Origin of the sequence: Microcoleus sp. Pol12B4, from assembly GCF_036701385.1 — a bacterium.
Taxonomy (GTDB): Bacteria; Cyanobacteriota; Cyanobacteriia; order Cyanobacteriales; family Microcoleaceae; genus Microcoleus.
Window position 1 is genome coordinate 49,302 of record NZ_JAUBQR010000006.1, and the last position, 14,279, is coordinate 63,580.

The 14,279-nt window shown below is 49.7% G+C and carries 9 protein-coding genes; 3 read left to right on the plus strand and 6 right to left on the minus strand.

The features are described from left to right. From QUA38_RS02065 to QUA38_RS02075, 3 genes are all read right to left on the minus strand, one after another. A partial coding sequence (locus tag QUA38_RS02065) for a calcium-binding protein (protein WP_333158759.1) occupies nucleotides 1-1,264 on the minus strand: 1,264 nt, incomplete at its 3' end. 34 nt (nucleotides 1,265-1,298) lie between these two features. Then, entirely contained in the window at nucleotides 1,299-4,568 is a 3,270-nt protein-coding gene (locus tag QUA38_RS02070) for an Ig-like domain-containing protein (protein WP_333158763.1), read from the minus strand. Between the two features lie 381 nt (nucleotides 4,569-4,949). Then, nucleotides 4,950-7,160 (minus strand): recombinase family protein, encoded by a 2,211-nt coding sequence (locus QUA38_RS02075; RefSeq protein ID WP_333158765.1) that lies wholly within the window; start codon nucleotides 7,158-7,160, stop codon nucleotides 4,950-4,952. A gap of 52 nt (nucleotides 7,161-7,212) precedes the next feature. On the opposite strand from QUA38_RS02075, the gene QUA38_RS02080 reads away from it, so the two are divergent. Continuing rightward, nucleotides 7,213-8,580 carry a proton extrusion protein PcxA gene (locus QUA38_RS02080; RefSeq protein ID WP_333158767.1) on the plus strand — a complete coding sequence of 456 codons (1,368 nt, stop codon included), beginning with the start codon at nucleotides 7,213-7,215 and terminating at the stop codon, nucleotides 8,578-8,580. A 587-nt stretch (nucleotides 8,581-9,167) separates the two neighbouring features. On the opposite strand, the gene rodA is transcribed toward QUA38_RS02080, so the two are convergent. The 3 genes from rodA to QUA38_RS02095 all read right to left on the minus strand — a co-directional run bounded on the left by rodA (nucleotide 9,168) and on the right by QUA38_RS02095 (nucleotide 13,534). Next, nucleotides 9,168-10,427, minus strand: a complete 1,260-nt coding sequence (rodA, locus tag QUA38_RS02085) for a rod shape-determining protein RodA (protein ID WP_333158769.1) — start codon at nucleotides 10,425-10,427, stop codon at nucleotides 9,168-9,170. Between the two features lie 259 nt (nucleotides 10,428-10,686). Further along, a complete protein-coding gene (locus tag QUA38_RS02090; protein WP_190661613.1) occupies nucleotides 10,687-11,034 on the minus strand; it encodes a VOC family protein in 348 nt (115 codons plus the stop codon). A 61-nt stretch (nucleotides 11,035-11,095) separates the two neighbouring features. Beyond that, nucleotides 11,096-13,534 (minus strand): tetratricopeptide repeat protein, encoded by a 2,439-nt coding sequence (locus QUA38_RS02095; protein WP_333158771.1) that lies wholly within the window; start codon nucleotides 13,532-13,534, stop codon nucleotides 11,096-11,098. Between the two features lie 187 nt (nucleotides 13,535-13,721). Between QUA38_RS02095 and QUA38_RS02100 the strand changes: the two genes are divergently transcribed. After that, complete coding sequence (locus tag QUA38_RS02100; RefSeq protein ID WP_333158773.1) at nucleotides 13,722-13,928, plus strand: NfeD family protein; 207 nt, start codon at nucleotides 13,722-13,724, stop codon at nucleotides 13,926-13,928. A gap of 29 nt (nucleotides 13,929-13,957) precedes the next feature. Beyond that, the gene (locus QUA38_RS02105) at nucleotides 13,958-14,146 is read left to right on the plus strand and encodes an NfeD family protein (RefSeq protein WP_333158775.1); all 189 of its coding nucleotides are present in this window, start codon (nucleotides 13,958-13,960) and stop codon (nucleotides 14,144-14,146) included. The last annotated feature ends 133 nt before the right edge of the window (nucleotides 14,147-14,279 follow it).

Sequence of the window (14,279 nt, forward strand, 5' to 3'; positions counted from 1 at the left end):
GACTGGTGGTTGTCCCCTCAATGGTGAAGGGATTGTCGTTTACGCGCGGTATTTGAGCTGTAGTGAACCGAGATTCATCTAGCGAGTTCGATCGAACATCGATCAACACCGCCAAAAATTCCCCAGTTTGCCTGTCCCTAATAATCGTGTTGCTAGAATTCGAGCCTTGACCTTGGAAAATTTCTAACTCTGTAAAGTTCAAACCTCCAGCTAGACCGATCGAATCTCCCGCATTAAAATCTCTAATTACATCAGCATCGCCGATTTCGCGGCCCCCAGTAGTGAGAAACCCGTTGCCACCAGGCGACGTGCCCACCCTACCGAGAACAAAGATATCCGATCCCTCGCCTCCTGTCAGAGTATCCGATCCGCGATCGCCCGAAAGAATATCATCCCCAGCATCTCCAGAAAAAGAATCATTGCCATCGCCCCCGAAGAGCAGGTCATCACCCTCGCCACCATCACCAGTATCGTTACCAACACCGCCAGTGATGACATCCCCGCCCTCGGCGCCTAACAAAATATCATTGCCCCCAGCACCTATGAGGCAGTCGTTGCCCGTGTCGCCAAAAACACTGTCATTGCCCTTGTCGCCAAAAATCAGGTCGTCCTCGCCACCTCCGCGCAGACAGTCATTGCCTTTACCGCCGTACAGCGTGTCGTTGCCTTCAGAACCCAAGACAAGATCGTTGCCCTGGTCGCCAAAAGCTACGTCATCGCCTTGGTCGCCAGAAACCAAGTCATCGCCTTTGCCGCCCCGCGCCGTGTCATTGCCGCGCCCGCCCTCAACGATATCTTTACCAGCGCCGCCGTTGAGAGAATCGTTACCGTCATCGCCCCTGAGTAGATCGTCTCCGTCCCGACTCAGAAGCGTGTCGTCGCCGGCACCCCCGGAAATCGTGTCATTGAACAAGCTGCCGATTAAATAGTTACTGCCGTCATTTGCGACAACTAAGCCATCGACAAAAAGTGGCTCTGGGGGAGGCGTGGGAACTGTCACAGGTGGCCGCGGCACCGGGGTGATCGAAATGTCCGGGCCCGTCCCCGTCATCGTTGTCGAAGTCCCCGTCATCGTTGTCGAAGTCCCGGTTCCCGTCATCGTTGTCGAAGTCCCGGTTCCCGTCATCGTTGTCGAAGTCCCCGTCATCATCGGCTCCGTTCCCGACGACGGCGTAGGCTGCGGCACCGTGCCGCTATCCAAACTATCCCCGTTCTCATCGGGTAGCCGCCCTTCGAGAAAAATTAGTGGTACTGCACTTGCCATTGTTCCGACTCCTTGCGACGCTACTCAAAAACTACTAAATAAACTTAAAGTCAGAGGCAGTAATGACGGTGCTGAGCGCTCCCGGCACTGTAGGAATAGAATTCAAAACTCCCAAATCAAAAGCTGGGAGACTGTCATCTGCCACATTGGGGTCAAAGCCGAGAACGTACTTGTTAAAAGTATTGTTCAGGTACACGAAGAAAGCTCCCGCTTTGCTAGAACCGTTTTGATTCTTCAACACTGCATTTACTGCTTGAGCGTTGTCAAATTTAGATTCAAACAAAATGACTGATTGCTTGCTAATGTTGTCGCCGCTAGACCCGATATTCCTGACGATAAAACTGGTGAAATCGAGAGTAGTTCCTGAGTTCGTTAAACCTGCGAAATTTGATGACCTGAACAAAAATCTGTCGGTTTCGCTGCCGTTAGCGTTAAAGTCAGCAATCACGTCCACGCCTTCGCTGGGAGTTTCGTAGTAGAAGAAATCATTGCCAGCATCGCCCGTGAGCAAGTCAGAACCGTTGCCACCTCCCAAAATGTCATTGCCTGCACCGCCGGAAAGCGAGTCGTTGTCATCGCCTCCCAATACCAAGTCATTGCCGAAGGCGCCGCTGAGACAGTCGCTGCCGGCACCACCGTCGAGAGTGTCGTCGCCCGCTTGGCCGTCGAGGGAGTCGGTGCCGGCCTCGCCCAACACGTAGTCATTGCCCGAACCTCCGAGTCCCGTGTCGTTGCCTCCTCCACCCAACATCGTGTCATCGTTGTCGCCGCCGGATATGGAATCGTTATTGAGACCGCCGTCGAGCAAGTTTCTGCCGAGTCCACCGTCGAGGATGTCGTCGCCTGCACCGCCGTCGAGGGAGTCGTCGCCAATGCCACCAAGTAAGGTGTCGATTCCAGCGCCACCAAGTATCGAGTCGTCGCCGGATTCTCCCAACATCGAGTCATTGCCTGTTCCGCCGTCAATGGTGTCGTTGTTGTCACCGCCCAAGAGGTTGTCATTGTCATTGCCGCCGAACATCACGTCGTTGCCTAGTCCGCCGATAAGCGAGTCTATGCCGTCTTCGCCGTCAACGGTGTCGTTGCCGAGTCCGCCGTCGAGGATGTCATTGCCGATCGCACCCACCACCGAGTCATTGCCTGCTTCACCGAATTCGATGTCGTTGCCGACACTGCCATCGATGATGTCGTTGCCGTCGCCCCCAGAGAGGGTATCGTCGCCGGCCCCGCCGAGGATGAAGTCGCTGAGGTTGCTGCCTGTAAAGCTGCTGGCAGGGAGTGCGCTGCGATCGACAATATTATCTACCACCGTGATGCTGAAGGATGCCGGCCCGATAGTTGCAGACCCGTCGGAGGCTGTAAACGTGAAAGTGTCGCTGCCACCTGCTGCCAGCAAGTTGTATTTGACGATGTTGTTGTTGATATCGTCTTGGGTGAATTTGCCGCCCACGTTGAGAAAGGTGCTACCCCTTTGGACAAAACCTCTGGTAGCATCGGGGGCTTTAGTAATCGTGTAAACGATTTCCAAGGGGCTATTGTCGGGATCTGTGATTAACAAATCGGCTGCAGTGATTGTCTGGGTAGGATTACTTTTGGCAACCACCACACCGTCGTTAATTATTAGCTGCGGCGGGCTACTGACGTTGATGGTTACTACCGCCTTACTTGTACCGCCGCTGCCGTCTGAGATCGAGTAGCTAAAGCTGTCTGTACCCGAGAAGCCCGGATTCGGGGTGTATTTGAATACGCCGCCGCCCACGGGAACCAGACTGCCTTTGCTTGCTGGAGCAAAAGTCGTGACAGTCAGAGCGCTTTGTTCTTGGTCAGTGTCGTTCAACAGAACGTTGAAACTGAGTTCTTGACTCGCAACCGTGGTGAAGTTGTCGTTAACTGCTCTTGGAGGTTGGTTAAAGATGGGCGTCGGACTGCTTGTCGGCGTCGGACTTCCTGTCGGCGTCGGACTTCCTGTCGGCGTCGGGAACGCAGGTGTCGGGAACGTCGGCACCGGCTCGTCTGTCGGCGTTGGTGTCGGCGTCGGTGTCGGACTGCCTGTCGGCGTCGGTGTCGGACTGCCTGTCGGCGTCGGTGTCGGCGTTGGTGTCGGACTATCTGTCGGCGTCGGTAGGGGAAGCGGAGTTGCGCTGCCGGGAACTGTGGGGGCAATTACAAATGAGCTTCGCCCTAGGGTTCTGCTGTCTACTCCGGGCAATACTGCTAAAAAGTCGCCGCTGACGCCGTTGCGAATAATTGTACTGCCGGCTTTGGTCTCGGTGCTTTGGAAGATTACCAAATCTTCAAACTTGAGGTCGCCACTTAACCCGATTAAATCTTCGCCTTGGCGAAAGTCTGTGAAAATGTCGGCATCGGCGAGATCTGGGCCGCCTGTGGTGAGAAATGCCGGGTTAGTGCCGTCGCTGCTGCTGCTGCCGCTGGGGGAACTGAAGGCACCGATGACGAAGACATCTCTGCCTTCGCCTCCAGCCACTAAGTCTTTGCCTGCTTCGCCCCAAATAACGTCGTTGCCAGCACCGCCGTCCACGATGTCGTCGCCGTCACCGCCGAATACGATGTCGTCGCCGTCGCCGGAAAAAAATGTATCCCCGCCGGCGTTGCCGTAGAGCCAGTCACCTCCTTCGTTGCCAAATAGCAAGTCTTCGCCATCGCCGCCGAAGAGCGAGTCGTTACCTTGGTCGCCCCACACGATGTCGTCGCCTCGATCGCCCAAAAAGCTATCGTCCCCAGAGCCTCCACGCAAGCTGTCGCTGCCTTTACCACCGTAAGCCGTGTCTCTGCCTTCGCCTCCGATTACCGTGTCGTTGCCATCATTGCCATACAACTGGTCGGGGTTATTTCCCCCGTCGAGGGAGTCGTTGTCTTTACCTCCGTACAGGGTATCGAGTCCTGAACCGCCATCAAGAACGTCGTTGCCGGGCGCGCCGAACAGCACGTCATCATCATCTGCCCCGAATACTAAATCGTCGCCGTCGGCTCCTTGCAGGTTGTCGTTGCCTTGCAGCCCGGAAATCACGTCGGGACCGGGACTGCCAACTAAGGAGTCGTTGGTTTCGGTGCCACGGACTACGCCTCCGATGATTCCGGGCGAGGTACCTTGGCCTCCGCCCAATGTGTCGTCTATGCCGCCAAAGGTGTCGTCCCCGGAGGGAGGTGGTGTTGGTGTTGGTGTTGGAGTCGGAGTTGGAGTTGGCGTCTCTGGAGTTGGCGTCTCTGGTGTTGGCGTCTCTGGTTCTGGTTCTGGTGTTGGTGTTGGTTCTGGTATAAATACTACTGGCACTGCACTTGGCATTATTTTGGCTCCTTTAAACGACGATCCCGATTAACTTTAAGAACTGATTAGTATCAGTTTGTTGCCACAAATCTGGCTTAAAAGTGATTAATAATCCCGATCATTTCTAGCATACTAAATCAAAACTGCAACGGCTATGGATATTTTTTAAGCCGGGCATCTTTTGATCTCAAAATATTAATGATTGCACGTTTTGCTGCCTATGTTGGGTATACTTTAATATCGCCCCATTTCTAGAGAACCTAGAAGTCTGGCTTCGAGTCAGCCCGGTGTATTGATCCAGAAGCCGAAAAAATAAAAATCTTCGCTGTCATAATTTTTTCTTTCCTCCTGCCGAATGCCGAATACATATGTGCCTCTTGCCTTCAGAAGCCGACTTTCTTATGCTGACTTCTGACAAGAAACAGAGCTGTTAATTAGGGGCAGAAGTGGCCCGGTTTGTTCTTGTCCACTGACGGATAGTTCGCTGTGGCAAAGGTAAAGCAGGGAACAGCGACTTAATAAATCTAGCAGAATTCGCCGCAGTCGCTGTTGGTCGGCAGTCGTTTCGTCTTCGGTTTCCCAGGGGCGCCCGAGTTGCGATCGCAAAAATAAGGGAGCACCAAACAATGTCGCCGCACCGCCGCTCAGCCACAGGGACGAGCCGGCATCCAGCCAAAAGTGCCATTTGTGGGCCCGGCGGCTGCTGCGGTACTGAAAGATGTTGGCGAGGGTGACGGCTCTGGCTGCTGGGCCTTCTGGACGAACTGGAAAGGGGTTGGCGGTGACGGTTCCTTGGCGCAACAACTGGATGAACCGGGCGATCGTTTCTGAGTCGCCGCCGTTTGTTGGTTCTACGCGCTGCATTCGCCCGTTGATTTCCCAGTAGTGGGTGGCGGTTTCCATTAACTCGCGCAGGGCTGCTAGCCGATCGTAGGGCAGGTATCTGTCGTTCATGAGAAATTTCTGGATCGCTCGATCGAGCAGCGCAATTGGACTCGGCAACAGCCGGTCCTGCTGTTGCAACCGCTGTTGTTCGATCCACTCGACAATCTGCTCGTAGGCCCTGGCTGCTCGGTGTCCCAGTCTGTCCCACCGGGGAAAGGCTGTAATTGGCAGCAATTGAGGTCGATCGAGATTTGGACGAAAACAGTGATCGGCGATTAAACCTGCTCTCACTTGGTCGATCGATTTTTGATTGTGAATTTGAGATGTTAAATTGAAAGTCGAGTTAGAATCTTCTGCTTCCAATGAACGTTGTTTCTGGCTGCCCAACACTACTAGCATTTCGGCGGCGCCGTCTCGATCGACTAAACGGCCGAGTCCCGGATAAACTAAGGCTAACAAAGTGAGTAAAGCGCGAATCTCTGGGGTAGTCGAGAGGGGACGCTGATCGTTGAGAGATACGGCGGCGATACCATCTCGCGCGAGAATTTCCGTTAAACTGTAACGGGCGATCGCATCCATCCCAGGGGCAATTACAGCGATTTCCTGCGGTTCCACGGCTTCTGACTTCACTGCATCTACGATGATTTCGGCGGTTTCTCGCAGAAGTTGAGCGCGGGAAGTGGTTTGGAGCGATCGAACTTTACCGGGCAAACTCAAGCCTAAAGGATAAAAACCCTCAGAATTAACTGCTAAACTTACTGCTAAATCTCCAATTTCTGGGGCTAAACCGGCTTGTGCGTCCAAATTTTCCACGCTTTGACAGCGGTCTTCGAGTCTGGCTAGATATTCCGTGTCAGCCCCCAAGCCCAAACGCACCCCTCCATCTGGATTGTAGGAGAATGCCCCCGCTGCACCTTGGTCGAGCATCCGATCGAACAAATGGCGACTTATCGCCGGATAATCGTCAACATCGTCTGCGATCACAGCTTGGTATCTAGAGGCTAAATGCTTCTGGTAACTGCCATCCGGCAACAAATAGCGCCAGTAGAGTTCGCAAACAATCCCGTAAGTCAGCAACCCCCGCGTCAAGCACCATTCCCGCCACCTTTCCAGCAACTCTCCCATGCTAGTCCACAGGTTGGTCGAGCCGCCTGAGATCGCAAATCCCTGTTCCAGAATGCTGGGAATCTCTTCTCTGGGCGTACCGCTGACAGCAGCAAGTTGTAATAAGTCTAATGTTCGACGCACCATTCGGTTTGGACTTACCCCTGTTTGTTGCAAAATGCCTTCGTCTAGTTCGCGACGCCAGAGTCTCGTGGCAAGTTCCAGTTCGGTTTCAGGTTGCAGTCGCAAGGGAAATTGAGCTCTCAAATTCAGCGACTGAACTAGCAGGGGCCAAAATAGCAATACTTCCTGCTCAAAAAAACCGAAGGGCGTTGTGGAGTGAAAGGTATATTTTCCTTCGGTAGCGACGGCGATGCGATCGGCTAACTCTAGTCGGTTGTCCCCATTAGCTGCTAAGACTAAAATTGCTGGGGCAGTTTGTCCAGCCCGCCGCCGCCCGGAACTCGATCGCCCTGAAACTGTTGTGGGCAGGGGCTTGACAGTTTTGCTCCAAATGCAGAACTGCTCGACTAAACGAGTGGTTTTGCCGCTGCGGGCAGATCCGACAATCCAAATTGAATCCTCGATGGCAGTTCTCAATTTAGGTAAATTTGTTACCATACCGTGAATAGTTTGATCACTAATGTCTACAGGCAACTAACCAGCTTTTGCTATGAATACTTCTCCGTGGCACAGGATTGTAAAATATCTCTACAGCGCTAACCAATGGTATCGAGAAACGCCTGAGAGGGCCCTAGAACAGGCCTACGATGCTGCGTTAGCCATTAAGGCGATAGAAGACGAGCATTTTGGCGGTCAAGGAATCTCTGAGCGATCGGGAGAGTACGGACAAAGCACCTTGTCTTACTTTAAATCCGAGCTGCAAAAAAACCTCAAGGTCATCCAAACCAGAATGGTTGAGTTTAATGCTAGCCGTTCTTTTTTGGAGCTGCCGGAGCGAGTGGGGGCAAAACCGAAAACGGGGCACAACGCTGAGCCTCACCAGCACGGATTACCTCTCAACCATAAAGATAGAGCCTCCCTTATATTTGAGAAGCTAGAGTTTATTGATGGAGTCATCGACAAGTATATTAATAATAGTAGATCGACGGCAATTGTTCCGGTTGCCAGTTCAGTAAATCTGCAGGCAAAATCTACAATAAATAGCAGTTCTCCACCTGACCCCAAAAATAAAAGTTCAGCTAATTCGGTTCAAATTCACGATGGTGAGGTTGACACTAACTATGAAGAAGTGAATTTATTACCGCGCTCACTTTTGGGAACTTTGAACCGAATCACTAAAGATTTAGACCCTGGAGCTGAAAAAGAAGTAGTCAAAAATTTTCGCAATTCCAAAGTAAAAACAATTATTTCTCTCAGATTTATTTTGCTTTTGATTTTAGTTCCGCTGTTGGCGAATCAAATCTCCAAAAACTTTCTAGTCGGACCGATAGTTGACCATTTTAGAGGTCAAGAAAAGGCCCCTCTTTTCATAAATGTTAACCTGGAAGAAGAAGCATTACAAGAACTGGAGAGATTTGAGCAGCACCTGAAATTTGAAAGGTTAATAGGCACTGCTCCGTCGCTTTCTTTAGAGGAAACGGAAAAGAAGATTTCCGAGAAAGCAGTTGAGCTCGCGGAGGAATACCGCGCTGAAAGTGGGGGAGCTATTAAAAATATTTTTGCAGATTTGATTTCAGTCATTGCCTTTGCCGCTATTATCGTCACTAACAAGAAAGAGATTGAGATTTTAAAGTCTTTCATGGACGATGTGATTTACGGCCTCAGCGACAGTGCGAAAGCTTTCGTAATTATTTTGTTTACAGATGTGTTTGTCGGATTCCACTCGCCTCATGGTTGGGAAGTAATTCTCGAAGGTTTATCGAGGCATTTGGGACTGCCAGAAAATAGGCAGTTCATATTTTTGTTCATTGCAACGTTTCCAGTGATATTGGATACGGTATTTAAGTATTGGATATTCCGCTACTTAAACCGGAGTTCGCCTTCGGCTGTTGCTACGTACAAGAATATGAACGAATAATTAGAGGCGAAGGAAGTTCGGCAACGGATTCTTTAACGGATGTAACGGATGTTATGAAGAAGGAAGTTCGGCAACGAGCAATGTAGGAGATGTAACGGATGTAACGGATGCCAGTCCGATGGAAGTCGGAAGTTCGGCAACGAATTGGCTCGACGGATGAAACGAATGTCAGGAAGAAGGAAGAAGGAAGGAAGTGAGGAGGAAGAAGGAAGAAGAAAAGAAGAAGGAAAAAAAGATGTAATAAGAGCAAGGGTTTCAGGCATTAAAAACGTCCTCAGTTAGGATCTCCACTGCACAGAGAGTGGCTTACCCATAGCACACAAAAACATTTATTGTTTGCGTCAGGAGTGGTTTAATTAAGTTGATATACTTAAGCTTTTGAGCTTCTAAATTTTATTTGGGGGCGGGTTATCGCGCGCACCCCACAAGAATTTTATCAAACTTGAGTTTCCTAAAAGCTCCGCTCAGGAAACGTAAAATTTAGATGCGCCTAGGCCGATAAAAAAAATACGATCGCCCGCAGAATTTCTCGAAAGAAATCAAAAGCGCGATCGCATTCCCAAAACTCATTACCAATTATCAACGATCTAATTCCAACGCTTCTTGCGCTGTCGCTGGCTTGCCACCGCCTCCACTAGCCCCAGGCCGAGAAAATTACTCAGCAGCGACGCATTCCCGTAACTTAGGAAAGGCAGGGGAATGCCCGTAACCGGAGCCAAGCCAATGTTCATCCCAATATTTACGAACACCTGAAAAATCAACATTGACAGTACGCCGATCGCCAGCAAAGAACCAAAATTATCGTTAGCAGTTTGAGCGATCGTCACCAACCGGAAACAAATTATCCAGAACACCAACAACACGCCAATACAGCCAATAAAACCCAATTCTTCGCCAATCGCTGAAAAGATAAAGTCCGTATGCTGTTCGGGAATAAAGTTAAGCTGAGTTTGCGTTCCCTGAAACAAACCCCGACCCTTCAGTTCCCCAGCGCCAATAGCAATCCGAGATTGAATCAAGTGATATCCGCTGCCTAAAGGGTCTTTCTCGGGGTTTAAAAACCCTGTCAGACGCATTTTTTGATAATCCTTGAGCACATTCCAAAAAATATGTCCGAGGTGTCCAGAAACAACGTTCACCAACACAGCACCGAAAGTCCCCAACCAGGGCCAAGGCAGGGTTCGCCAAGCAATAATACCCGCAACAACTACCCAGGCTATCCAAATCGGTGTAGACAAGTTATTGAAGAGAACTGAGATGAGAGGAGAGAATAGCAATATTAGCCAGCCGGGATTGACATTTCCCCAGTAAAACATCCCCATTGTGATCGCGCCGAACACTAGGGAAGTACCTAAATTTGGTTCGGCAAAGATCAATCCCCAGGGTACAGCCATAATCGCCAGCATCCTCAACATATCCCGGACTGTGGGGACATTCTTCTCGTGCAGGAGAGCTGCTAAAGTGATAATCATGCCTACTTTGGCAAATTCTGAGGGTTGCAGGTAGAAGCCGCCGATGTTGATCCACCGCTGGGCACCGAGCCCTGTAGTACCGATAAAACGCACTGCGATCAGCGACAAATTGATTAATATGTAAATCGGCCATTTCCACTCAAGCAGTATTTGGTAGCGACAGCGGGAAATGATGATGGCGAGGAACAAACCGACTGCCCCAGTTACCCAGTGCCGCCACCAGTCGATCAGTCCCTGGTTGATTTCGACGCTGCGGATCATGATTCCGCCGAAGATGGTAAGGGCGATGCAAGCACCAAACAGCCAATGGTCTGCTTCTTCCCAGGGTTTGAAGATTGATTTCCAGCGGTTTCTGACTTGTATTCTCTGCAACATGAGGATTTTAGATTTTAGATTTTAGATTTTAGATTATCGAGCCGATTTTCGGAAGTTGCGGATATATTTCGGATTCAGAGTCTGCACCTTACTTGAGAAGCGTCGGTGTGAGTACCTCACATTATTCGAGGAGTTATAGGGATGTTCCGGGCCGTCAGCAACGGGTCTTGAGTGCGCGGACACACTAATCTGTAGGGTGGGCCAGGCCGCGCACCTGAAACGGATTTAGCCCGATCGCGATTCGCAAGTTCTAGAATACTCAGGCTGGTTCGTAAAGGTATTCAAAACCGTTCCCATCTGGATCTCTGCCGTAGAAGGATGCAGTACCGTCGCGGTGTTCGTGAATGTGGGTGACGGAAACACCATCGGCTTTGAGTTGTTCGTAGGCGGATTCCATTTCGGTACGATCGTCAAATACAAACCCAAAATGCGGCCCTGCTTGGTCGTAACTCGGACTCAACAGCGCCAATCCGTCCTCTCCTGCTTTCAAATAAGCCCAGTCTGCATCTTTCCAGACTAACTCCATACCCAAGTTGCGGTAGAATTCAGCAGACTTCTCTATGTCTTGCACGCAGACGGCTACGTGTCCCAATCGTTTTAGTTTCATATCTACAAAGTTTATGGTTGTTCTTTCATTTATTGTATCTATTTTCTGATTTTTTGCTCGATTAATTAGCTATTTTTTCTGTTTTTTTTGTTACGGCTAACTGTACTTTTTCTACTTGTTTGCTGGCGTCCATTTCGCTGAACAGTTGAATGGCGCGCTCAAAGTTTTCTTGACTTTTCTCGATGTTACCAAGTTTTTGTTCTGTTAGTGCTAGTTGATAGGAAGCTTCGGCTCGGTCTAATTTAGCGCTGGCTCGATTGAGTATTTCTATTGCCTCTGCATGGTGCTGCAGGGCTTGGTCAAATTCTCCCTGTTCTCGGTAGAGTGCTGCGATACTGCTGAGAGCTTTGGCTTTGATGGTGTTGTACTGGTTTTGGTCGGCTTGGGCGATCGCTTGGCGGTACAAGCTCAAAGCTTTCTCTGTCTCTCCCAGGTTTTGATAGGTGGCGGCGAGAAAAACTAACTTGTATCCCGTACCCACCAACTGACTGTTTTCCCGATCGGCATAAAGTTTTTCGGCGAGCTCTTCCGCCTCTTTTTTTGCTCCGACACAGGAGTTGAGGAAAGCTAACCCGACATCGATCGAATAGCTATTAATCCCGATTTTGTCCCGCGAACTTTTCAGCTTGACAAATATCTCCATAGCTGATTCTAATTCGCGCATTTCTATTTGACAAAAACCTATATTAATTGCAGCGTTAACTTTCCAGAATTCCAGATTAGCTTGTTTGACGGTTTCTGGTTCGCCACTTTTAGCTATAATTTGCAAAGATTTAGTAGTTTTTATTTCTGATATTTGATGGCATTCTATGGCTAGATTTATTTCACCTAAGATGCGGTAACAAACACCTAAAATACTGTATAAACCGCTCAAATAATAATCAGAAGTCACATTGTTGACGATGCGAGTAGTGGCTGAAATTAAGGGCTGCAAAAAACCTAATTTGTAGAGTGCTCTACCCAGCGTGTAGTCTTCGGCAAACTGGATATTGATTTTTTTGAGGATAACGCTAGCGGCCTGCTCGAAACAGCTAATTGCCACATAATGATAGTAAGCTTCAAAAGCTTTCAGGGCATCTTCTACAGTCTCAATATTTTCAACACTCTCGCTCCAAAACTCGGCTGCTTTGCGGTTGGCAGTTTCCCAGTCTCCGGGCGAGAGCCGATCGACGGCTTCTTCGCGAATTGCTGGATGCAGCCAGTATTCGCCCTTCTGAGACTCAACTAGCGATCGGTGCAACAGCGATTTAATGATTTGTCGGCGTCCGGCTTCCGGCACGTCCCACAGCAAACACAAAAGTCCGTCAGTAGGGACTGTCGGCACGTCTTGATAGCGGTAACAGCCCAAGCGACAGAGGAGTTGATAGGCTTCGGCATCGAGTTCTTGCAGGCGGTTAAATTGACTGGTAACTAAATTTTTTAAGTCAGTTTCAAGGAGTGGATCTTCGCTGTTTTCCAGCCAGTAGGCTGCCATATCTCCGTCAAAATCTTCTCGAATAGTGCCGCAAATAATGCCCATTGCTTTGGCATTGCCGCCGTAAACTTTGTGCATTTCCTTGAGGGCGACATCATCTATATTGATATTGCGGGCGCTAAAAAACTGTCGCCAAACTTCAACTTCCAATCCTGGAAGCAGGTAGTGTTCTACGGTGACATCAGAATCGCACAGTCGATCGCGACTGGTAATCAGCGTTACCGACTGCACCGCTGCGTCAGCCAAAACTCGCAACAGTTCCACGTAAAGTCGGTGCGGTTCAATAAACTTACCTTGTCCGTCGAGTGCGGCTTCCAAATTGTCAATCAATACGCCGACTTTGTGAGTCTGAAGCTGTCGCTTCAGCCGCCCCAGGGTGACGCCAAAGTCTGGCCCTGGTTCTTCCTGAAAGTCTTGCTTGAGCCATTCTTCGATCGCGCTTTCCAAGGCTGTGATATTCTCTGTCTCTTTTGCCATCAACAGTTCAATTACTCGATCGAACCCTTGAGATTTGAGATACTGTCTGGCCAAAGTCGTTTTGCCGATACCGCCGGCACTTTGGATGACAATCACTTTTGCACCTTGGGCGACAAGAGTATTGAGATCTTCGATCGCCCCCAATCGGCCCAAAAAGTTCGGGTTTTCGATTTCCAAATCCGCATCAAGTCCGAGAGATACTTGGGCCGGAACAGTTTGTCCCGACTGCGGTTCTACTTTCGAGTAGCTGCGCCAATACCGTTCTACAACCGCTTGAAGGTTGTCTCTTTTGACTTTTTCGCCTTCTCCAAACAGCGCTGAAAGCCGCTTCCACAAATTAGAGGCGGCATCTTTAACAGTCCCTACTCCATATCCTTCACTATCTGCAACCTGTTGGTACGTCCTGCCTTGCACTCCCATCCATGCTTCGCGAAAGATAGCGCTGTCAAGGTTGTCGAGAGTTTTCAGGTTTCGAGCCACAAGTAACGAATTAGTAAAATCCAGTGCACGATCGGCTTCCATTGAGTCACCAGGTTTAGCGTTACCCATCTGAGACAACTTTAACAGACTTTTTCCGACTCGCTTACACGCTCAAACAGTGGACTTGTATAGACTTTTCCCGACTGACACGGCCGAGGTTGGCCGGGGATACTGTTGAGTGTGGAGGGGAAGTTGACAGAGAAGCTTCTAACTTACACACCAATCGAGTCGAGTTTATATTCAGGAGCAAGCAGCTATGTCTATTAACGATGTTGAAACAGCGATCGTGGATGAACAAATTCGCCCTCAAGAATGCGGCAGGGTTCGTTTCCAAAACAGTTGGTGGCCGGCGAAGTGCGATCGAGACATTACTTTTGAACCCGGTGAGGTGGTTCGCGTCGTGGGAATTGAAAATATTACTTTGATCGTTGCAGCGTCGTTTGCGATCAATTCTGAAAGTTAAGGCAAATCTACAATCGGGAGTAAGCAATCATGAATTTTGACAATTCCGAAAAAGCGATCGTGGATGAAGAAATTCGACCTAATGAGTCCGGTCGCGTTCGTTTCCAAAACAGTTGGTGGCCGGCGAAGTGCGATCGAGACATGACTTTTGAGCCTGGTGAGGTGGTTCGCGTCGTCGGAATTGACAATATTACTTTAATAGTTGAAGCGTCGTTATAAATCAATGGCTTAGGGAGTCGAGCTATACAGCGTTTTCCGCTGTTATGAGGTACAATAGCAACAGTTAGCAAACCAATTTCTTAAATGCTGAGGATTTATTAAATTGAGGGCAACTGCTATTATTCTATCAATC